A 21,211-nucleotide genomic window follows, 5' to 3' on the forward strand; every position below is an offset into this window, starting at 1 on the left:
TCCCCCCGACCGTGCCGGGGCGCCCCCCAAGGCCTCCCCCCCCAAGGCCTCCCTCCCCAAGGTCTCCTCTTCTCAAGGAACGTGATGGACCTCCGCATCGAAGACCGCGTGTACCTCGTGACCGGCGCGTCGTCCGGAATCGGCGAGGCAGCCGTCCGCCTCCTGGCCGCCGAAGGCGCCACCGTCGTCGGCGTCGCCCGCAAGCCCTGGAACACCGAAGCCCTCGGCGACCGGGTCAGCACCGTCGCGGCCGACCTCACCGACCCCGACGCCGCCCGCCACGTGACCGACACCGTCATCGAACGCCACGGCCGGCTCGACGGCCTCGTCAACAACGTCGGCGCGCTGGAGTCCCGTACCGGCTTCCTCGACGTCACCGACGAGCAGTGGAAGCGCACCTTCGAGGTCAACTTCCACTCCATGGTCCGCATGACCCGCGCGGCACTCCCCGCGCTCCTGGACACCGGAGCGGGTGCCCTCGTACACATCGCGAGCGAGGCCGCCCGCTTCCCCGATCCGGGCATCGTCGACTACGCCGCCACCAAGACGGCGCTGCTCTCCCTCTCCAAGTCCCTCGCCGCGGAGTTCGGGCCGCGCGGCGTGCGCTCCAACGTGGTATCGCCCGGTCCCACCCGGACCGCGCTCTTCGACGCTCCCGGCGGGTTCGCCGAGCAGCTCGGCGAGCGGTTCGGCCTCCCGGCCGACGAGGCCGTCGACCACTTCATCCGCGAGGTGCGCCGACTCCCCAGCGGCCGCATCGGCACCCCCGACGACGTCGCCGGCGTCATCGCGTACCTGCTCTCGCCCCTCGCGGGGCAGGTCACCGGCGCCGAGTGGAGCGTCGACGGCGGCGCCCTGCGACAGGTCTGACCGGGCCGATGCGCGCTTCCCTCCTCGCCCTCGCCATAGGTGCCTTCGGCATCGGGACGACCGAGTTCGTCATCGTCGGTCTGCTCCCGGAAGTCGCCGACGACCTGTCCGTCTCCATCCCCTCCGCCGGCATGCTCGTCACGGGCTACGCCCTCGGCGTGGTCGTCGGCGCACCGCTGATGACCGCGGCCGGCGCACGGCTGCCGCGCAAGACCATGCTCGTCGTGCTCATGGCCATCTTCATCGCCGGCAACCTGCTCTGCGCCCTGGCCGGCGACTACACCGCCCTCATGGGCGGGCGGCTGGTCGCCGCCCTCACGCACGGCGCGTTCTTCGGGATCGGCTCCGTCGTGGCCGCCGACCTGGTGGCACCCGACCGGCGGGCCAGCGCCATCGCCCTGATGTTCACCGGCCTCACCCTGGCCAATGTGCTCGGCGTACCGCTGGGCACCTTCCTGGGCCAGGAGTTCGGCTGGCGTTCGACCTTCTGGGCGGTCACCGGCATCGGAGTCGTCGGACTGCTCGGTCTGATCACCCTGGTGCCGGCCCAGCCCGCGCCGGAACGCGGAGCGCTGCGCGGTGAACTCGCCGTCTTCCGCAAGCCCCAGGTGTGGTTGGCACTGACGACCACGGTCCTCGGTTTCGGCGGGGTCTTCGCCTCCTTTACCTACCTCGCGCCGATGATGACGGAGCTGGCCGGCTTCTCCGACGGCGCGGTCGCCTGGCTCCTCGTCCTCTTCGGCGTCGGGCTGTGCGTGGGCAACGTGCTCGGCGGCCGGGCCGCCGACCGGGCCCTGATGCCCAGCCTGTACCTCATCCTCGGCGGCCTCTGCCTGGTACTGGTGGTCTTCACCTTCACCTCGCGCGCCGCCGTGCCCGCCGCGATCACCCTGGCCGCCTTCGGGGCCATCGGATTCGCGACGGTGCCGCCGCTGCAGGCCCGTGTGATGCAGCAGGCCGCCGGGGCCCCGGCCCTCGCCTCCGCGGCGAACATCGCGGCCTTCAACCTCGGTAACGCCCTCGGGGCCTGGCTCGGCGGCCTCGCCGTCGACCACGGCCTCGGGTGGACCTCGCCGACCTGGATCGGTGCCGGACTGGCCGCGGCCGGTCTGGGCACTGCGGCGCTCTCCGGCCGGCTCGACCGCCGCAGCCACGGCAGCCGGGGGAGCGGCGGACCGCATCCGCAGTCCGGCGCAGAGCTTTCCACCGCACCACGCACGAACGCACCGGGTGCCGGATCCGGCACCCGCTCCATCGTCGAACAGAAGTCGAGGTAGACGCACATGAACGGTGTCGATCGCCGGACCATGCTCACCCGCAGTGCGGCCGTCGTCGGAGGCGCAGCGGTGGCCGGCGCCCTGTCCGGCCCCGTGGCAGCCGCCGCCCCGAACGCCTCCGGCGACGCGGCCCGCGCCGCAGCCGCCGGGACCGGAGCCGTCGTCAGGCCGGGGGACCCGCGCTACGAAATGCTCACCACGGGCAACAACCAGCGCTTCGTGGCCCGCCCGGACTACATCAAGATGGTCCGCTCGACCGCGGACGCCGAACGCGCACTGAGAGACGCGGTCCGGGCGGGCAAGCGGGTCTCGGTGCGCAGCGGCGGCCACTGCTTCGCCGACTTCGCCGCCCACTCCGGCACCCAGGTCATCATCGACTTCTCGGAGATGACGTACGTCGGCTACGACCCGAAGTTCCGCGCGTTCGTCGTCGAGGCGGGCGCCCGCCTGATCAATGTGTACGAGGCCCTCTACAAGGGCTGGGGCGTCACCATCCCCGGCGGCATCTGCTACAGCGTGGGCGCCGGCGGGCACATAGCCGGCGGTGGCTACGGACTGCTCTCCCGGGCCCACGGTCTGGTCGTCGACCACCTCTACGCCGTGGAGGTCGTGGTGACGGACGGGAAGGGCGGCGTGCGCACCGTCGTGGCCACCCGGGAGAAGAACGACCCGAACCGGGAACTGTGGTGGGCACACACCGGTGGGGGCGGCGGCAACTTCGGCCTGGTGACCCGCTACTGGTTCCGTTCCCCGGGCGCGAAGGGCTCCGAGCCCTCCGAACAGCTGATATCTCCGCCGTCGAAGGTCCTGGTGAGCGCCGTCGACTTCCCCTGGGAGCAGCTGACGGAGGCGAAGTTCACCCGGCTGTTGAAGAACTTCGGCGCGTGGCACGCCGCCAACAGCGCGCCCGACTCCCCGTACCGCAACCTCTCCAGCCTGTTCAACGTCAGCTCCAAGGCGCACGGCAGCCTGGGCATGTTCACCCAGGTCGACGCCACGGTGCCGAACGCGAGGAAGCTGCTCGACGACTACCTGGCGGCCATCACCGCCGGCACGGGAGTCACGCCGAAGGCGCTCACCCGCCCCACCGGCGAGCTGCCCGCCATGCCACAGTTCGAAGAGCCCAGGACCCTGCCCTGGCTCCAGGCGACCAGGCTGGTCGGGACCAACAACCCAGTCATCACCAACCCCACCTCACGCGGCGCGCACAAGTCCGCGTACATGCGCAAGAACTTCACCGACCACCAGATCTCCGCGCTCTACCAGTACATGAGCCGGCCGGACTTCAAGAACCCCGACACCATGTTGGTGCTCTTCTCCTTCGGCGGGCAGGTCAACGCGATGGCACCCGACGCGACGGCCAACGCGCAGCGCTCGTCCATCTTCAAGATGTGCTTCCAGACCTTCTGGCAGGACGAGGGCGAGGACGAGTTCTACCTGGGCTGGCTGCGCGACCTGTACGAGGACTTCTTCTCGGCGACCGGCGGCGTACCGCTGATCGACGACAGCACCGACGGCTGCTACATCAACTACCCCGACCGTGACGTCACCGATCCCCGCCGCAACAGGTCCGGTGTGCCGTGGCAGACGCTCTACTACAAGGACAACTACCCCCGCCTGCAGCAGGTGAAGAGGAAGTACGACCCGTCCGACTTCTTCCGTCACTCGATGTCGATCAAGCCTGCCCGAGGCTGACCCCTCCCCACCCCTAACCCCAGGTCAAAAGCCCCGCGCTCCGGTCTCCGGAGTGCGGGGCTTCTGTCGTTCCCGGCCAACCGTTCGAGTGGCCGGGGGTGTTCGTTGACTCCCCGGCCGGCTCCGGGAAAGCTGTGTCTTGGCCGGAAGAGGGCAGCTGAAAAGCCCCTCGCAGTGAGATCCGATCCCCTGGCCGCCACCTCCCGACAGGCCCGCGGTACATCGCCGTGCCGCGCCCTCGCACGCCCCGCCACGGCTCGATTCCCCTCGCGTCAGCACGTACGCGTCAGAAAGTAGAGGAAGCCATGCGTTCCGTCGCCGTAGTCCTCGGCACCCGGCCGGAGGCCATCAAGTTCGCACCCGTCATCCGCGCCCTCCAGGACGACCCGCGCTTCGCACCCGTCGTGATCTCCACCGGGCAGCACCGCCAGATGCTGGACGAGACCCTTGACGCCTTCGGCCTCACCGCCGACGTCGACCTGAAAGTGATGGCCCCCAAGCAGACCCTCTCCCAGGTCACCTACCGCTCGCTGCGCGGCCTGGAGGACTACTTCGCCACCGCGCCCGCCGATGCGGTCCTGGTCCACGGCGACACCGCCACCACCCTCACCGGAGCCCTGGCCGGATTCCACCAGCGGATCCCCGTCGTCCACGTCGAGGCCGGACTGCGCAGCGGCCGGCTCGGCTCGCCCTTCCCCGAGGAGGGCAACAGACGGCTCGTCGCGCAGGTCGCCGCCCTCCACCTGGCCCCCACCCCCGGCAACCTGGCGAACCTGCTGCGCGAGGGCATCGCCGCCGACACCATCACCGTCACCGGCAACACCGTCATCGACGCCCTGCGCTGGGCCAGCGGCCGTGCCGAGAGCTACGGCGACCCGGCCCTGGCCGACCTCGACCGTGACCCGCGGCGCATCGTGCTGGCCTCCGCGCACCGTCGCGAAGCCTGGCCGCACCTGCCGCAGATCGGCCGGGCTCTGGCCCGCATCGCCGACGAGCCCGGTGTGCGCGTCGTCGTCCCGCTGCACCGCAACCCCGTCGTCCGCGAGGCACTCCTCCCGCACATCGGCAGCCACCCGAGCATCACCGTCGTCGACCCGCTGCCCTACCTCAGCTTCTGCAAGCTCATGGGCCGTGCCGACATCATCGTCTCGGACAGCAGCGGCAGTCAGGAGGAAGGGCCCGCGCTCGGCAAGCCCACGCTGGTCCTCGGCGACGTCACCGAGCGGTCCGAGGCCATCGTCGCCGGCACCGCCTGCCTGGTCGGAACGGCCACCGAGGGCATCGTCACCCGCACCCTGGCCCTGCTGCGTGACCGCGCCGAGTACGACCGGATGGCCACCGCCGCCAACCCGTACGGCGACGGGCAGGCCACCACCCGCACGGTCGCCGCGCTCGCCCACTTCTTCGGCCTGGGCCCCGCGCCCGAGCCCTTCGTCCCCGACGGCACCGTCGACGAGCTCAGCGTCGAGCTCGCCCGTACGGCCGACTTCGCCCGCACCTGAACCCCGGAGAGGAACCGCCGCATGAGCGCCACCCCGTCCGCCGTCGAACGCCCGCTGAACTTCAGCACCCCGTACCTGAGGGCCGCGCTCGTCCGCGACGCAGTGGACTACACCGTCGAGGGCCGCACCATCGTCGTCAACCCCGGCGTGACGCCCGTGACCATCGCGGAGACACCGCGCAAGACCATCCCCCCGCTCTCCTCGACCGTCCTCGCCGACACCCGCATCGAGAAGGCCGACGCGCTCCTCCTCCTGCGCACCGCCCCCGACGGAACCGACGTCACCGGCATCACCGCGGAACCCGGCTGGTCCCACCTCGCCGACCTCCTCGGCCCCGGCGAGTTCCCCCGCGAGACCGCCCTCCACCGCAGCCCCCAGGACGACATCAACACCGTCCTGTTCGACCCGGCCCACGTACTCGGCGAGCGCGAGAGCGCCATGGACCTGCGCGAGTTCAACGTCCGCGCCAACCTGTGGTTCTCGCCCGCCGGAACCGACTGCGCCGTCCACAACCAGCACGACTTCATCGAGGTCCACACCCAGGTCCACGGCCTGGGCCGGATGCAGCGCTTCCGGGACCGCGACCACGCCTCGCTCTACCAGGACGTCCTGATGAGCCCCGGCTACACCACCCCGGACCCCTTCTGCGCCACCGGCCCCCAGTGCACCTACCACTACCCCTGGCACCAGTACCGGGCCGACACCGACTGCATCTGGCTCGCCATCGAGTACCACCCCGTACCCCGCGCGCTGCGCACCCTCCCCTCCGCGACCACCCTCACCACCCTCACCACCCTGGAGAACCACTCATGACCACCACCGGCACCGGCAAGCACTCCGAGCCCGTCCTGCGCACCCCGAAGTTCACCGCCGAGATCGTGGCCGACCAGCTCCGCGACGGCTACTGGCTGGAGGCGCCCGACATCAACGGCGACGGCAAGCCGGACCTGTTCGGATACGGGCTGCGGCTCGGCGAGATCTACTGGTACGCCAACGACGGCGACTGGACCCGTCGACTGATAGCCGACCGCATCAAGATGCCCGTCGGCGCCGATTTCGCCGATGTCAGCGGCAACGGCCACCCCGACGTCATCGTCTGCTACGACCTCTACGGCCCGATCGGCACGATCCATGACGCCAACACCGAAGGCGGAAAGATCGACTGGCTGGAGAACCCGGGCACCCCCGACAAGGACGAGTCGCGCTGGAAGCGCCACTACGTCGGCCGCGCCACCGGCATGCACCGCCTGCGCGCCGGCCACTTCACCCGCACCGACCGGCTCCAGATCATCGGCCTGCCGATCGTCGCCAAGGAGGACGTCCACGCCGTACTGCCCGTCGTGCTGTTCACCCAGCCCGACGACGTGCACACGGCGGAGGAGTGGCCGATGACCGTCATCGACGACAGCCACTTCCGGATGATCCACGGCGCCGAGAAGAAGCAGGGCCTGGTCCCCGGCTCCGATCTCGAGTCCCTCCTGCTGGCCTCCGACGAGGGCGTCACCTGGCTCTGGTTCGACGAAGCCCGCCAGGAGTGGATCCGCGAACTGATCGGTACGGGCGAGCTCACCCAGTTCGAGCAGACCGGCTTCCGCGGCAGCGGCGACCTCAACGCCGGTCGGCTCGGCGACGACCCGATGGCGTACGTCGCCGCCATCGAGCCCTTCCACGGCAACACCGTGGCCGTCTACACCAAGGCCGAGGGCGACGAGGGCTGGAACCGCGTCCTGCTCGACGTGTACGGCGACCCCAACGAGAACGGCGAGGGCCCCGGCCACCAGATCGTCTGCGCCGACTTCGACGGCGACGGCGACGAGGAGTTCCTCGTGGCCCTGCGCGGACCGTGGCCCTGGCAGGGCGTCATGTACTACAAGGCGATCGACGCGGCCAACGGCGTCTGGGCCAAGTGGCGGGTTTCCGAGGAGTCCGTCGCCCGCATCGCCACGGCCGACTTCAACGGGGACGGCCGCCTCGACTTCGCCACCATCGCGTACTCCGTCCAGAACTACTACGTGGCCAAGGACGCCAAGCTCATGGTCTACCGCAACGAGATCGACCAGTAGCGGGTGTCCGCGCCGGGCCCGGCCCGACGCCGCCCCCGGCTCCGAGCCCCGAGCCCCGACGGTCAGTACCGCCCCTCGCGACGCCCCCGGGGGCGTCCAGCACGCCGCCCGGGACCGTGCTCCCACCGCACGGCGGACCACGGACCCGGGCGGCCGTCCTTCACGAACCTCTTCCGCACCTCTTCCGAAAGAGCGATTCCCTGTGGCCTCCACGACGTCCCCCGACGCAGCGAAGCGGGCGAAGCTGCCCTCACTGACCGGCCTGCGGTTCTTCGCCGCGCTCTCCGTCTTCTTCTTCCACTCGTCCCTGACCGACTCCCCGATCCCGCCGAACGCCCCCATCAACCCCTTCGCCGACGCCACCGTCGCGGACGGGTTCTCCACCGCCTTCGGCAAGGCCGGCTACCTGGGAGTCTCCTTCTTCTTCGTCCTCTCGGGCTTCGTCCTCGCCTGGGCGGCCAAGCCCGGTGAGCGCGTCACCGCCTTCCTCCGCCGCCGGCTGCTGAAGATCTTCCCCAACCACGTCGTCGTCTTCGCCGCCGCGATGGTCCTCTTCGCCGGCTCGGCCGTCACCGGCGTCGCCGACTGGCTCCCGAACCTCTTCCTCATCCACACCTGGTGGCCGCAGCCCACCGTCAACCTCAGCGTCAACCCGCCCAGCTGGTCCCTCGGCAGCGAGTTGCTCTTCTACATGCTCTTCCCGGCCCTCATCGTCCCGATCCGCAGGCTCCGCGGCCGGACCGCCCTGTGGAGCTGGAGCGCCGCGATGATCGCCGGGATGGTCGCCCTCCAGCTGATCGCCACCTACTTCGTCCCCGACACCCCGAAGTCCACCATCACGCCGATCTCCGGGATGCAGTTCTGGTTCGGCTACCTGCTCCCGGCCGGCCGCCTCTTCGAGTTCGTCCTCGGCATCCTGCTCGCCCGGATCGTCCTCTCGGGACTGTGGCCGCGCCGCGTCGGCTTCGGCGTCTCCCTCGTACTCACGGTCCTCGGCTACGCCGCCGCGCTCGTCGCCCCGTTCCAGTACGGGTTCGTCGTCGCGACGATCATCCCGGTCGCCGCGCTCATCGGGGCCACCGCACAGGCCGACGTGGACGACCGGGCCACGTTCCTGCGCAGCCGACCCATGGTGTGGCTGGGCGAGGTGTCCTTCGGCTTCTACCTCGTCCAGGGCGTCACGATCTTCTATCTGCGCTCGCTGCTGGGCGAGCACACCTACGGCGTTCCCGTCGCCCTCCTGGTGATCGCCGGCTTCTTCGCCGCCTCGCTGCTGGGCGGCTGGCTCCTCTTCCGCTTCGTGGAGATGCCCGCCATGCGCCGCTTCGGCCGCGCCAGGCCCCGGACGCCGTCCGCCCAGGCCCCCGCCCCGGCCCGCGAGCCTTCCGGCGACCGGACCCCGGTCACCGCGGCCGCCCGGGACTGACCCGCCGCCCTACCGCTCCCCGCCCGCGTCGGCATCCGCCGACGCGGGCTCCGCGCTTTCGTGGCCCGCCGCCGCAGCACCCGCGGTCAGGCTCGACAGCATGCCCAGGGCGGCGTCGGAGGGGGAGGACTCGGGGGCGCTGTAGAGCAGCATCCGGTGGTTGGTGCCGTCGGTGAGGTGCAGGTTCTCGAAATCGAGGGTCAGCGGGCCCACCACCGGGTGGTGCAGGGTCTTGGTACCGACCGTGCAGTCCCGCACCGGGTGCTTCGACCACAGCGAGGCGAAGTCGGGGCTCTGCAGCATGAGCGCCCCGATGAGCTCGGCGAGCGCGCGGTCCTCCGGGTTGCGCCCGGCGACCAGGCGCAGGGCCGCCAGGGCGACCCGGGCCTCGCTCTTCCAATCCGTGTAGAGCTCCCGGGTGTGCGGATCCAGGAACAGCATCCGCGTGAGGTTCGGGCGTACGGCCGGGTCGTCGGGGCTCGCGATGTCGACGTGCCCTGCGAGCAGGGCGTGCCCCAGCGGATTCCAGGCGAGCACGTTGTTGCGGCCGTCCAGGACGACCGCCGGGACCTGCGGCATCGCGGCGATCAGCCGGCGCGTGGTGTCGCGGGCGTACTCGGGACGCGGCGACTGGGCCCGCTTCGCGCGCGGCGGTCGGGCGAGGTTCAGCAGGTGCGCGTGCTCGTCCGGGGTCAGGCGCAGGGCGCTGGCCAGGGCGTCCAGGACGCTGTCCGAGGCGTTCGTGCTCTGCCCCTGCTCCAGGTGGGTGTAGTAGGTGATGCTCACACCGGCCAGGAGGGCCAGCTCCTCGCGCCGCAGCCCGGGCACGCGCCGGCGGGTGCCGTGGGAGGGGAGCCCGACGTCCTCGGGCTGGAGCTGGGCGCGACGAGTGCGGAGGAACTCGCCCAAGGCAGTCGGTGTGTCCATGCGTTCCAGTGTGCCGGGGGAGGGCACCGAACGGGGCCCGTGAAGGTGGCCCTGGGAGTGCTAGCTTGCCCGGCGCCAGCACAACCAGGGGGCTGGGTAACCCTCTCCGACCGGTCCAGAGTCGATGACGCAACAGCTCGTTGCGTCATCGAGAGGAAGTGTGGGGCGATGTCGGTCGTCGAGGGTGTGCGGGTCGATTCGGGAACGGAGGGGCCCGTTCGTTTGGACGGGCGTCTGAAGTTGGTGCTGGTGGTGCTGCTGGTGGCGCAGTTCATGCTGGCGGTTGATTTCTCGATTTTGAACGTGGCGTTGCCGGTGATCGGTGACGGGCTCGGTTTCTCGTTGTCGAACCTGCAGTGGATCGCGACGTCGTTCGCGTTGTGCGCCGCGGGCTTCACCCTGCTGTTCGGCAGGGTGGCCGATCTGTTCGGGCGTCGCAGGCTGTTCCTCGTCGGATTGGCGGTGCTGGGTCTTTCCTCCCTGGCGGGTGGTTTGGCGACCAGCCCGGAGATGCTGTTGGTGGCGCGGGTGTTCCAGGGGCTTGCGACGGCGGCGGTGACGCCGGCCGGTCTGTCGCTGCTGACGACGTCGTTCCCCGAGGGGCCGCTGCGTCAGAAGGCGCTCGGTCTCAACGGTGCCCTGATGTCGGCTGGGTTCACGACGGGCGCGATCCTGGGTGGTGTCCTGACGGATCTGCTGTCGTGGCGGTGGGCGTTCTTCATCAACGTCCCCGTCGCCCTGGCGGTGTTGTTCATCGCTCCTGCGGTGATCAAGGAGTCGCGTCCGTCGGTGCGTCCGAAGCTCGACCTGCCGGGCGCGACGGCCGTCACGCTGGGTCTGCTGGCACTGATCTACGGGTTGACGCAGGCGGGCGAGCACGGTTGGGGTTCGGGCAGTGCGCTGGTGTGGTTGGCGGCGGGTGCGGTGCTGCTGGTGGTGTTCTATGCGATCGAGTCGAAGAGCGCCGCGCCCCTCGTCCCGGTGTCGGTGCTGAAGAAGAAGACGGTGGCGTGGGGCAACATCGCGGGTCTGATCGCGTTCCTCACCGAGACCAGCCTGGTCTTCCTGATGACGCTCTACCTCCAGGAAGTGCTGGACTTCTCGCCGCTCACGGCGGGTCTGTCCTTCGGCGTCCTGGGCATCGGCACCGTGATCGGTGGTTCGATCGCTCCGCGGGTGATCGGTGCGGTGGGAACGAGGTCGACGCTGATCATCGGTGGTGTGCTGCAGGCGGTCGCGACGGTGAGCCTGATCGCGCTGGGCGAGACCTCGTCGAGCATGTGGCTCCTCCTCGTCGCGACGTTCGCGGGTGGTGTCGGCAACATGCTGGTGATCGTCGGGTTCATGGTGACGGCGACGACGGGTCTGCCGGACCACGAGCAGGGCATGGCGACGGGTCTGGCGACGATGACGCAGCAGGTCGGCATCACGATGGGCACGCCGATCATGTCGGCGATCGCCGCCGCCAACACGGACATCCATGCGGGGATCACGACCGCGGTCATCGTGAACACCGCGATCGTCCTGGTCGGCACGCTCACCACCGTCCTCTTCCTCCGCACCAAGCAGCCCAGCTGACGAAGTGCGCGCCTCCACTAAGGCAACTCCGCCTTGTGACAGCCCTGCCCCGGACGCGAACGTTGGCCCCGGGCCCGGCGCGAGCGCCGGCTACCGATGGAAAGGAACCCCGATGGCCACACCCACCGTCGTCAGCTGGGAACAGGTGTCCGTGCCCACCGCGTCCGGGCCCCTTCCCGCCCGGGCGTACCGGCCCGGTACCACCTCGCCGCAGGGCTGGCTGGTGTGGGCCCACGGGGGCAGCTGGCGTGCCGGATCCGCCCAGGACTGGCACGGCGCCACCGCCGAACTCGCACGCCACTCCGGCTTCGGCGTGGTGAGCGTGGACTACCGGCTGGCCCCCGAGGTACGCCACCCGGCCATGGTCGAGGACATCCTGTCCGCCCTGACCTGGGCCGGGGAGCAGCCGGACGGGCCCGCCGGAGCCCGATCCGGCCCGTCCGGCCCGTCCGGCCCGTCCGCCCCGCCCGTCCTGGCCGTCGGCGGGGACAGCGCCGGCGGCACCCTCGCCGCCTCGGCCGCCCTCGTCTGCCGCGACCGCGGGGTGCCACTGGCCGCACAGGTACTGGCCTACCCGCCGCTGGACCCCGGCTGCGCGGCGGCCTCGTACCACCGCTTCCCGGACATGTTCCCCACGGCCTCCTACCTGAGGGCGGCCTGGCAGGACTACCGGCACCCGGGCCGGCCGGTCGCCGCGGACGGCACCCGGCTCCACAGCACCCCCTTCGAAGCCGCCGACCTGCGCGGACTCGCGCCGGCCGTGATGGCCACCGGCGACCTCGACCCCGTCAGCGACGACGTGCACCACTACGGGCGCCGGCTACGGGCGGCCGGGGTGGAGGTCGACCTGCGGGAGTTCCGACAGACGGGTCACGGGGCGTTCCTGCAACCCGGCCGCGGTCCGGGCGGGCACCCGACGGCGTCGATGCGCGGCTGGCTCGGGCTGGCCCTGCGCCGCCTCACCGCACCGAACGACCCCGAAACCCTCCCCCCCTTCCCCTCCACGGAGCTGACATGACCACCTCTGACGTCCCCAACCTCGACGCCCTGCTGCGCCACTTCGCCGACCTGCGCGACGGCATCCACGGCGGCTCCGTCTCCCGCCCCGACAAGGAGGAGCACTTCCGAACCGCCGCGCGCCTGCTGGACCCGTACGCACGCCAGGCGCTCGGCGAGCTCAACGACGAACTGCTCCTCGGACAGGGCGTGATCGACGCCAGCGGCGTCCAACGGGCCGACGACCGGAGCCTCTTCCACGCCTGGACCCTCTGGTGGGACGAGCAGTCGGCCGCCGACATCCCGCCCGTGACGCTGTACGCGCACTACGGAGCCTCCTTCCACCACCCACACCTGCGCGGCGCGACGGTCTCCGAATGGCCGCTGAACGTCTTCGACGACGCACAGGCCGCCGCCGAACTGCCCACCCTGCGCGCGATCGCCGCCGCGGACCTGCACAACCTGGTCTTCGAACGGGACTTCAGGATCGTGCCCGCGACCATGGCGGGCGCCACCGGACTCCCCGCCCACCAGCACTGAAAGGCGGCCCGTCATGACGAAGCTGCGACTGTCCGTACTCGACCAGACCCCGGTCGGCGAGGACCACACCCCGGACCGGGCACTGCGCGCTTCCGTGGATCTCGCCCGCGCCGCCGAACGCCTCGGCTACACCCGTTACTGGGTCGCCGAACACCACGACTCTCCCGGCTTCGCGAGCAGCGCGCCGGAGATCCTCGCGGGCACCCTGCTCGCCCGCACCTCGCGGATGCGGATCGGGACCGGCGGAGTGCTGCTGCCCCGCTACGACCCGGCGAAGGTGGCCGAGGTGTTCGGCGTACTGGCCTCCCTCCACCCGGGACGGGTCGACCTCGGCATCGGCCGGGCCGGCGGCCCCGCCCGCGACTTCCCGCAGCGGCTGGCCCGGCTGCGCGCACTACTGGGCGAGGGCGGAGTCGTCCCGCACGCACCGGTCCCGCCGCAGATGTGGCTCCTGGGCGCCGGACGCGAGTCGGCGCGGCTGGCCGGGCTGCTGGGCACCGAGTTCGCGTTCGGGCACTTCTTCTCCCCGGCGGGCGGCCAGGAGGCCTTCGAGGACTACCGCGCCCAGTTCCGCACCTCCACGGGAGACCGGCCGGGCGGCGCGCTCGCGGTACGCGTGGTGACCGCGGACAGCGCCGGCCGCGCCGAGGAACTGGCCCAGAGCCTGCTGCTGTGGCGCGCCCGCAAGGACCTCGGCGAGGACGGCCCGCTGCCCTCCTACGAGACCACGCGCCGCCACCGCTGGACGGGCGCGGAACTGGAACGGGCCAAGGTGCACCGCACGGCCCTCGTCTCCGGGGCGCCGGAGCAGGTGTCCGCGGCACTGACGGCCCTCGCCGGGAGCCACGGCGTGGACGAGCTGATCGTCAACACCCTGACCTGCGACCCGGCGGACCGCCAACGCTCGTACGAGCTGCTGTCCGAGACCTTCGCCCTCCCGGCCCCCGAGGCGCAGCCAGTGGCCCCGGTGGGAGCCGCCGGCCTGTCCCTGCGGGGTTAGGCCGACCCGGGGCGGTCGAGGCCCCAGGTCTGGAGCACGTAGGGCCGGCCCTTCTCCTCGCCCGTGATGGGCGGCACGTCGAGGAGTCGGAAACCGGCCCGGGTGGCCACGCCGACGCTGGAGGCGTTCTCGGCCTCCAGCTCCAGGATCACCCGCTCCACCCCCAACTGCTCGAAGGCGTACGCGGCCATCACCCGCACGGCTCGGGCGGCCAGCCCCCGGCCTCGGTGCGCCGGACCGAGCGCGTATCCGAGCTCCGTCCCCTCGGGTGCGCGCTTGAGCATCACCTCGCCGAGCGGGGCGCCGCCGTCGACGGTGATGGCCAGCAGGAGGGCGGTGCCCTGCGTGCGCAGTTCCCTCGCCCGGTTCAGGCGGTTGCGGGCGGCCTCGTCGTCGAAGGGGGAGACGATCGGCGTCCAGTACGCGATGTCGGGGTGGTCGAAGAGCTCGGGCATCGACGCCAGGTCCGCCGCCGTCCAGTCGCGCAGGACCAGGCCCTCGCCCGTCAGCTCCATCCGGTCGGGAAAGGACGGCGTCGTGCTGCTCATGCTGGAGGACCTCCGTAGCCGTTGCGGGACCAGCCAAGATATCCGGTATCCGGTCATCGGTTCACCGGCTTATCCGGCCGATGGCGCCCCTGGGCCGCTCGTGATCGATGCTCCTAGACCGCGTAGCGGTCCGGGGCGAAGAGGGAGGGGTTCGCCGCGATCCACTCCGAGGTGCGGCGCAGGCCCTCCGCCAGGCCGACCCGGGGCCGCCAGCCGGCCCAGTCGCGGGCCCGGGAGTTGTCCGAGAGCAGGCGCTGGACCTCGCTGCCCGACGGGCGCAGCCGGGTCGGGTCCACCACCACCTCCGCGTCCCGGCCGGAAGCCACGATCAGGGCCTCGGCCAGGGCGCCGACGGAGATCTCCTCACCGGTTCCGAGGTTGACCACCTCGCCCAGTGCCCGGTCGCACTCCGCCACCGCCAGGAAGCCCTCCGCCGTGTCCGTCACGTACGTGAAGTCCCGGGTCGGCGCGAGCGAGCCGAGGCGGATCTCCTGGGACCCCGCGTGCAGTTGCGCCAGGATCGTCGGGATGACCGCGCGCGCCGACTGGCGCGGCCCGAACGTGTTGAACGGGCGCACCACCGTCACCGGGAGTTCGAAGGCGTGGTGGAAGGAGAGCGCCATCATGTCCGCGCCGATCTTCGAGGCGGAGTACGGGGACTGCGGTTGCAGCGGGTGGCTCTCGGAGATCGGGGCGGTCAGCGCCGTCCCGTAGACCTCACTGGTCGACGTGTGCACGAGGCGGCGTACGCCGTGCCGCCGGCAGGCCTCCGCCACGTTCTGCGTGCCCGTGACGTTCGTCTGCACGTACGCGCCCGGCGAGGCGTAGCTGTACGGAATCCCGATCAGCGCCGCCAGGTGGAAGACGGTGTCGCAGCCCGCCACCGCGTCGCTGACCCGGCCCGCGTCACGGACGTCGCCCGCCCACATCTCCACCGGACCGCCCGGGTCGGCGAGGTAGCGCGCCAGGTGGCCCTTCTCGGCGTACGGCTTGTAGTGGACGAAGGCGCGCACCCGCGCACCCCGCGACACCAACAGGTCCACCAACGTCGAGCCGATGAAGCCCTCCGCGCCGGTGACGAGGACGGTGCGGTCGGTCCAGCTGTTCATATGCGCTCCAGATCAGAGATGACGGGGGTGGGGGCGAGGCCGGCGACGCGGAGGACTTCCGCGGCCAGCAGTTCGGCGGCCCGCGCGTGCGGGCCGGGGTCGGCGGCGCCGGCCATCGCCGTCAGCGCGCCGGGTCGGCCAGCAGGGGCCCGAGGAGGCCGGCGAGACGGTCGGCGGTGGTTTCGGCATCGGGCAGGAGCAGTCCCGCTCCCGCGTCCGACAGCACCCGCGCGTTGTGGGTCTGGTGGTCGCCGGGCGCGTGCGGGTAGGGCACCAGGACCGACGGGACCCCGGTCGCCGCGAGCTCGGCGACCGTCGCGGATCCCGCCCGGCACACCACCAGGTCGGCGGCCGCGTAGACGAGGTCCATCCGGTCCAGGTACGGCACGACCCGGGCGATCCGCTGCCCGCCGGATGCCGCCAGCTCGGCCACCGCGTCCGCCAGCGCGGCCGGACCGGTCTTGACCAGCAGCTGTACGTCGTCCCGGTGCTGCCAGAGGTCGGCCAGCGCGGTCGCCGCCCGCGTGAGGCGGACCGCGCCCAGGCTGCCGCCGTTGAAGACGACCAGCCGGCGCCCCGCGGGCACCCCGAGGGCGCGCCGGGCCTCGGCGCGCAGCGCCACCCGGTCCGGTCCGGGCAGCTCCGCGAGGCCGGACAGGGCCGCCGCGATCGGCATCCCGGTGGTCAGCGCCCGGTCACCGCCCGAGAGGTGGCTCCGGCTGCGGTCGAAGGCCACCGCGACGTGCGGGGTGAGCCGGGCCGCGAACTGGTTGGCACGGCCGGGTACCGCATTCGACTCGTGGATCACGGCCGGCAGCCCCGCCAGACGGGCACCGAGCACGGCGGGGGCGCTCGGATATCCGCCCATGCCCACGACGACGTGGGCACCCTGCGCCCGGATCACCGCACGCGCCTGGTGCGCCGAGCGCAGCAGCGCCGCGGGGAGCAGGTACCGCTTCGCGCCCAGCGCGGGATCGAAGGGGATCATGTCGACGGTGTGCAGGCGGTAGCCGGCGCCGGGGACCAACTCGGTCTCCAGGCCCCGCTCGGTCCCGATGAACGAGATCACGGCTCCGGGCACGGCGGCGCGCAGCGCCTCCGCGAGGGCGAGACCGGGATAGATGTGCCCGCCGGTGCCGCCCGCGCCGATCACGACGGAGAGCGCCGCGGATGTGTGGGGTGAGGTGGTGGTCATGTGCGCACACTCCCGGTGCGCCTTAAGAACGTTCTAAGAGGTTCTCTCAGAAGCCCTTGGCAGGCTTTGCCCCATGAGCTCCACGGACAACACAGGTAGCACAGGCGGCACGCACCACACGGGCGGTACGGGCAGGCAGCGCATCCTCGTCGTCGACGACGAGCCCGAGGTGCGGGCAGCCGTCGAGGACGGGCTCGCGGTCGAGGGGTACGAGGTGCGGGGCGCCCCGGACGGGCTCGCGGCCCTCTCGCAGGTCGCGGCCTGGGAGCCCGACGCGGTCGTCCTCGACGTGATGATGCCCGTACTCGACGGCCTCGCCGTCTGCCGGCAGCTGCGGGCACTGGACGACCGCACCCCCGTCCTCGTCCTGACCGCGCTCGACTCCGTCAGCGAGCGCGTCGACGGACTGGAGGCGGGCGCCGACGACTACCTCGTGAAGCCCTTCGCCCTGGACGAGCTGGTCGCCCGGGTCCGCGCGCTCCTGCGACGGGCCGCGCCCGGACCCGCCGGCACCGCCGCCCCGCTCGGCTTCGCCGACCTCGCCTTCGACCCCGCGACCCGGACCGGACGCCGGGGCGGCCGTCCGCTGGAATTCAGCCGCACCGAAGCGGCCCTGCTCGAACTGCTCCTGCGCCACCCCGGCCAGGTCCTCCCGCGCGAGCTGATCCTCGAGGTGGTGTGGGGACGGGACTTCGGGCCGGACTCAAACTCCCTCGCCGTCTACGTCGGCTACCTGCGCCGGAAACTGGAGGCAGCGGGCGAGCCCCGACTGGTGCACACCGTCCACGGGGTCGGCTACCGGTTGGACGCGGCGTGAGCGGCGGCCGCCGGCGGCTCGGCCGGGTCTGGCGCAGGCGCGGCCCCCTGCGCACCCGGCTGGCGCTGTCGGTCACCGCCGCCGTGGCCCTCGTGGCCGTCGGGGTGTGCGCGGCGGCGTTCCTGGTGGTCCGGTCCGCGCTCTACGAGCAGCTCGACCTCAGCCTCACCCAGTCCGCGCGGCTGGCCGCCCAGCGCAACCCGGGGGCCGCGCCGGGCACCCTGGCCGGGGAATGCCGGTTCCTGGCGGCCCCCGCCTGCGCGGAGGTGGTGGCGGCCGACCCGGCCGAGGATCCCGCGACCCGGGGACTGCTGCCCGTGGACCCGGCCGCGCGGGAGGTCGCCGCGGGCCGGAAGGCCCCCTACTACACCAACATCACGGTGGCCGGACATCCCGCCCGGATGCTCACCACCGACTACGCCAAGGGGCGCGCCCTCCAGGTGGCCCTGCGGGCCGACACCGTCGAGGACGGCATCGAGGAGGCAGCCCAATGGCTGGTGCTGACGGCGGTGATCGGCGTGGTGCTGGCCGCCCTCCTGGGGTCCTGGGTCTCGCGGACCGGCCTGGCCCCGGTCACCCGGCTCACCGCGACGGCCGAGCGGATCGCCGCCACCCGCGACGCACGGCACCGGATCGAACTGCCGCCACCGGGGCGGGAGGACGAGATCACCCGGCTGGCCACGAGCTTCAACACCATGCTGGGGGAGCTCGAACAGTCGATCGCCGCACAGCGCCAACTGGTCGCGGACGCCTCCCACGAGCTGCGCACCCCGCTGACGGCGCTGCGGACCAATGCCGAACTGCTGGCCCGGGCCGATCGGCTCACCCCCGACCAGCGCGACCGCGCCTCGGCCGCGCTGGGGCGGCAGCTGCGGGAAGTGACGGGGCTCGTGGGAGACCTGATCGAGCTGGCACGCGACGAAGAGCCGCAGCCGCTGGTGGAACAGGTCCGGTTGGGTGCGCTGGTGGAGCACTGCGCGCAGGCGGCGCGCACGCACTGGCCGGCCGTTCCCTTCCACGTACGCGTGCCGGACGGGCCCGTCGTGGTGCCCGGGGTACCCGCGCGACTCAGCCGACTGCTGGGGAACCTGCTCGACAACGCGGCCAAGTTCAGCGGGAACGGGCTGCCCGTCGAGGTGGAGCTGGTGGCGGGCTCCCCCGGCCGGGGACCGCAGCTGACGGTCCGTGACCACGGGCCGGGGATCTCGCCGGACGACCTGCCGCACGTCTTCGACCGCTTCAACCGGGCCGGAGCGGCCCGCGCCCTGCCGGGGTCGGGACTCGGCCTCGCCATGGCCCGGCAGATCGCGCGGGCGCACTCCGCCGAGCTGACGGCGGAGGCCGCGCCGGGCGGGGGCGCGTTGTTCCGACTGGTGTTCTGAACGGGGCCGGCCGGGACCGGAGCATTCGGTCCGGCTCGTCCCTCGCGTCCCGGTCGGGTGGGACGCAGGAGGCCGCCGCGCTCCCTGTGGCAGCTTTCCGATGCCATCAGGTCACCAGCGAAAGGCCGTCTCGGCATGCGCATCTCCCGCCCCGGGAAGGGCGTTGCCCCGCTCCTCCTCGCCGCGTCCGCCGTCGGCGCGCTGCTGGTCACCGCCCCGCGACGGCTCGTTCGGCCCCAAGACCGAGGCGGCCGTGCAATCAAGACCCGGGGCTACCTCCTCCCTGCCGCGGAGGGCTAGGTCGTCTTCTTCAGATCATCCGGTCGACCGTCGACGTGTGTCGTTGGCTGACGCTTGTGATCTTCGGCCCAGTCTCCAGTAGCACCCTCCGTCGGGCGGCCGACCTGAGGCAAGGTGACCGGTGAGGAGTCCGCAGACGGGGGAGAGATCTGATGGAGCGGCACGTCGAGTTCGAACGTCTGCACAACTTCCGGGACCTGGGCGGCTACCGGTCCGCCGACGGTCGCACCGTGCGGTGGGGGACCGTGTACCGGGCCGACTCGCTCGGCAAGCTGGCGGGCGGCGACTGGGAGCGGTTCCTGGAGCTCGGGATCGGGACCGTGATCGACCTGCGGTATCCGTGGGAGATCGAGGCCAAGGGGCGGGTGCCCGAGGCGGAGCGCTTCCGCTACGTCAACCTGAGCATCGAGCACCGGCCGTACGACCAGGCCGAGATCGATCCGGACATCGACCCCTGGCGGTACCTCGCGGACCGGTTCGCCGAGGTCACCGAGGACGGGGCCGAGGAGATACGGCAGGTGCTGGAGGAGCTGGCGCAGGCCCCCGGCCCCCTGGTGTTCCACTGCACCTCGGGCAAGGACCGGACCGGGCTCATCGGGGTCTTCCTGCTGACCCTGCTCGGGGTGGACCGGGCGGACGTCCTCGCGGACTTCGCGCTCACCGAGCTGGCCACCGAGCGGCTCGCCGCCGACTGGCGGGCCGCCAACTCGGGGCGGGTGATGAAGTGGCCGAGCTACGGCCGTGCCCCCGCAGTGATCATGGAGTTGGTGCTCGCGGACCTGGAAGCCCGGTACGGATCCGTGCACGGGTACCTCACCGACCGGGTCGGGCTGTCGGAGGGGACCGCGCAGCGGTTGCGTTCCCGCCTGCTGACCGGCACCGGCACCGGCACCGGCACCGGCGACGACGGGGGCACCGGCCACGACGGGGGCGAGGGCCACCGCGCGACGTGAAGTCGCTCTAGTGGCGCCACGGCGCGTCTCCTACCATCGGAGCACGGGGTGGGGGAGGGGGGTGCGTTCGTGGCAGCGCACGTAGGGCGGCTGGAACGCTTCGTGGCCTGGGTGCTGCGGAACGTCGACGTCGTGGTCGCCCTGGGCATCGCGATGGCGGTCGGACTCCTCGACATCTTCGGAGACGTCATCAGTGACGACGTCTCCTCCGGTGCCACCCTCGTCGTGCTCGGCCTCCTCGCGACCGGGTCGATCGTGGAGCGGGTGCGCCGGCCCGCGAGCATCCAGGAGGCGATGAGCGGGACCCGGCAGGCCCTGGAAGACCTGGCGATGGTGCGCTCGCTCTCCGGCAACGAGGTCGGCGAGGCACTGCGCAAGGCCCGTCAGCACACCAATCTCTGGTACTTCAAGGGCGGTACGGGCACCTACCTGCGGGCGGTCACGCTGCCCCTGTGCGTGGCCGCCGCGAAGGAACAGCGCTCGCAGCTCAACGTGAAGATCGACATCGTCAATCCGGCCGACGAGCGGGCCTGCGCCGCGTACGCCCGGTTCCGGCAGATGTTCGGCGGGCAGCGTCGCGGCGACGACGTGTGGACCACCGACCGGGTCCGTCGGGAGTCGTACGCGACCGTCCTCGCCGCCTGCTGGTACCAGCGGCAGTTGACCACGCTGGAGATCAGCGTGCACTTGTCGGCCGCCGTGCCGACGCTGCGCTTCGACCTGTCCGAGACCTGCCTCGTCATCACCCAGGACGACCAGTCCCGGGTGAACCTGCTGGTGGAGCGCGGGCAGCCGCTCTACGACTACTACGTGACCGAGTTGCACCAGAGCCGCGAGCAGGCCACCGTGCTCGATCTGCGCGTCGCCTCCCCGCTCGGCCAGGAGCCCACCGTCGACGAGGTGCGGACGCTCTTCGACGACCTACGGCTGCCCTTGCCGCGCGTCTTCACCGACAGCGACATCGGCAAGATCATCGAAAAGGCCCTGCACGCGGAGGACCCCTACAGGAGGTGATGCGCTCCGGCGCGTGCCC

Annotated in this window: 18 protein-coding genes and 1 pseudogene; 15 read left to right on the forward strand and 4 right to left on the reverse strand. The window is 71.9% G+C overall.

Going from position 1 to position 21,211, the window contains the following annotated elements; translation table 11 throughout:
* Nucleotides 1-84 precede the first annotated feature (84 nt).
* The 7 genes from OG207_RS36245 (at nucleotide 85) to OG207_RS36275 (ending at nucleotide 8,833) form a co-directional block, all read left to right on the forward strand.
* Nucleotides 85-870 (forward strand): SDR family NAD(P)-dependent oxidoreductase, encoded by a 786-nt coding sequence (locus OG207_RS36245; RefSeq protein WP_329104704.1) that lies wholly within the window; start codon nucleotides 85-87, stop codon nucleotides 868-870.
* Nucleotides 871-878: 8 nt separating this feature from the next.
* Nucleotides 879-2,147, forward strand: a complete 1,269-nt coding sequence (locus tag OG207_RS36250) for an MFS transporter (RefSeq protein ID WP_329104706.1) — start codon at nucleotides 879-881, stop codon at nucleotides 2,145-2,147.
* Between the two features lie 6 nt (nucleotides 2,148-2,153).
* The gene (locus tag OG207_RS36255; protein ID WP_329104708.1) at nucleotides 2,154-3,842 is read left to right on the forward strand and encodes an FAD-dependent oxidoreductase; all 1,689 of its coding nucleotides are present in this window, start codon (nucleotides 2,154-2,156) and stop codon (nucleotides 3,840-3,842) included.
* A 305-nt stretch (nucleotides 3,843-4,147) separates the two neighbouring features.
* Complete coding sequence (gene wecB, locus OG207_RS36260) at nucleotides 4,148-5,344, forward strand: non-hydrolyzing UDP-N-acetylglucosamine 2-epimerase (protein WP_329104710.1); 1,197 nt, start codon at nucleotides 4,148-4,150, stop codon at nucleotides 5,342-5,344.
* Nucleotides 5,345-5,365: 21 nt separating this feature from the next.
* Entirely contained in the window at nucleotides 5,366-6,157 is a 792-nt protein-coding gene (locus tag OG207_RS36265; protein ID WP_329104712.1) for a hypothetical protein, read from the forward strand.
* Complete coding sequence (locus OG207_RS36270) at nucleotides 6,154-7,407, forward strand: FG-GAP repeat domain-containing protein (protein ID WP_329104715.1); 1,254 nt, start codon at nucleotides 6,154-6,156, stop codon at nucleotides 7,405-7,407. The genes OG207_RS36265 and OG207_RS36270 overlap by 4 nt, the downstream gene beginning before the upstream one ends.
* Nucleotides 7,408-7,609: 202 nt before the next feature.
* Nucleotides 7,610-8,833, forward strand: a complete 1,224-nt coding sequence (locus tag OG207_RS36275) for an acyltransferase family protein (protein ID WP_329104717.1) — start codon at nucleotides 7,610-7,612, stop codon at nucleotides 8,831-8,833.
* 9 nt (nucleotides 8,834-8,842) lie between these two features.
* Here the strand turns inward: OG207_RS36275 and OG207_RS36280 are convergent, their stop codons facing one another.
* Nucleotides 8,843-9,760 (reverse strand): helix-turn-helix domain-containing protein, encoded by a 918-nt coding sequence (locus OG207_RS36280; RefSeq protein WP_329104719.1) that lies wholly within the window; start codon nucleotides 9,758-9,760, stop codon nucleotides 8,843-8,845.
* Nucleotides 9,761-9,928: 168 nt separating this feature from the next.
* Here OG207_RS36280 and OG207_RS36285 point away from each other — a divergent pair, with 168 nt between their 5' ends.
* From OG207_RS36285 to OG207_RS36300, 4 genes are all read left to right on the forward strand, one after another.
* On the forward strand, nucleotides 9,929-11,338 hold the full coding sequence (locus tag OG207_RS36285; RefSeq protein WP_329104721.1) for an MFS transporter: 1,410 nt from the start codon (nucleotides 9,929-9,931) through the stop codon (nucleotides 11,336-11,338).
* Between the two features lie 112 nt (nucleotides 11,339-11,450).
* Nucleotides 11,451-12,356: an alpha/beta hydrolase fold domain-containing protein gene (locus tag OG207_RS36290; RefSeq protein ID WP_329104723.1), complete on the forward strand. Its 906-nt coding sequence runs from the start codon at nucleotides 11,451-11,453 to the stop codon at nucleotides 12,354-12,356.
* Nucleotides 12,353-12,874 carry a hypothetical protein gene (locus tag OG207_RS36295; protein WP_037714926.1) on the forward strand — a complete coding sequence of 174 codons (522 nt, stop codon included), beginning with the start codon at nucleotides 12,353-12,355 and terminating at the stop codon, nucleotides 12,872-12,874. Before OG207_RS36290 ends, OG207_RS36295 begins: the two co-directional genes overlap by 4 nt.
* A 13-nt stretch (nucleotides 12,875-12,887) precedes the next feature.
* On the forward strand, nucleotides 12,888-13,874 hold the full coding sequence (locus OG207_RS36300; RefSeq protein ID WP_329104726.1) for an LLM class flavin-dependent oxidoreductase: 987 nt from the start codon (nucleotides 12,888-12,890) through the stop codon (nucleotides 13,872-13,874).
* On the opposite strand, the gene OG207_RS36305 is transcribed toward OG207_RS36300, so the two are convergent.
* From OG207_RS36305 to OG207_RS36315, 3 genes and pseudogenes are all read right to left on the reverse strand, one after another.
* Nucleotides 13,871-14,422, reverse strand: a complete 552-nt coding sequence (locus OG207_RS36305) for a GNAT family N-acetyltransferase (protein WP_329104729.1) — start codon at nucleotides 14,420-14,422, stop codon at nucleotides 13,871-13,873. The genes OG207_RS36300 and OG207_RS36305 overlap by 4 nt on opposite strands.
* A gap of 113 nt (nucleotides 14,423-14,535) precedes the next feature.
* On the reverse strand, nucleotides 14,536-15,531 hold the full coding sequence (locus OG207_RS36310; RefSeq protein ID WP_329104731.1) for an SDR family NAD(P)-dependent oxidoreductase: 996 nt from the start codon (nucleotides 15,529-15,531) through the stop codon (nucleotides 14,536-14,538).
* Nucleotides 15,528-16,726, reverse strand: a pseudogene (locus OG207_RS36315) (UDP-N-acetylglucosamine--N-acetylmuramyl-(pentapeptide) pyrophosphoryl-undecaprenol N-acetylglucosamine transferase). Before OG207_RS36315 ends, OG207_RS36310 begins: the two are co-directional and overlap by 4 nt.
* A 73-nt stretch (nucleotides 16,727-16,799) precedes the next feature.
* Here OG207_RS36315 and OG207_RS36320 point away from each other — a divergent pair.
* The 4 genes from OG207_RS36320 to OG207_RS36335 all read left to right on the forward strand — a co-directional run bounded on the left by OG207_RS36320 (nucleotide 16,800) and on the right by OG207_RS36335 (nucleotide 21,192).
* On the forward strand, nucleotides 16,800-17,543 hold the full coding sequence (locus OG207_RS36320) for a response regulator transcription factor (RefSeq protein WP_329104733.1): 744 nt from the start codon (nucleotides 16,800-16,802) through the stop codon (nucleotides 17,541-17,543).
* Nucleotides 17,540-18,925, forward strand: coding sequence for a sensor histidine kinase (locus OG207_RS36325; RefSeq protein WP_329104735.1), 1,386 nt, complete (start codon nucleotides 17,540-17,542; stop codon nucleotides 18,923-18,925). Before OG207_RS36320 ends, OG207_RS36325 begins: the two co-directional genes overlap by 4 nt.
* Nucleotides 18,926-19,377: 452 nt before the next feature.
* The gene (locus OG207_RS36330) at nucleotides 19,378-20,178 is read left to right on the forward strand and encodes a tyrosine-protein phosphatase (protein WP_329104737.1); all 801 of its coding nucleotides are present in this window, start codon (nucleotides 19,378-19,380) and stop codon (nucleotides 20,176-20,178) included.
* 69 nt (nucleotides 20,179-20,247) lie between these two features.
* Nucleotides 20,248-21,192, forward strand: a complete 945-nt coding sequence (locus OG207_RS36335) for a hypothetical protein (protein ID WP_329104738.1) — start codon at nucleotides 20,248-20,250, stop codon at nucleotides 21,190-21,192.
* Nucleotides 21,193-21,211 lie beyond the last annotated feature (19 nt).

Origin of the sequence: Streptomyces sp. NBC_01439 (assembly GCF_036227605.1) — a bacterium.
In the GTDB taxonomy this organism is placed as follows: Bacteria; Actinomycetota; Actinomycetes; order Streptomycetales; family Streptomycetaceae; genus Streptomyces.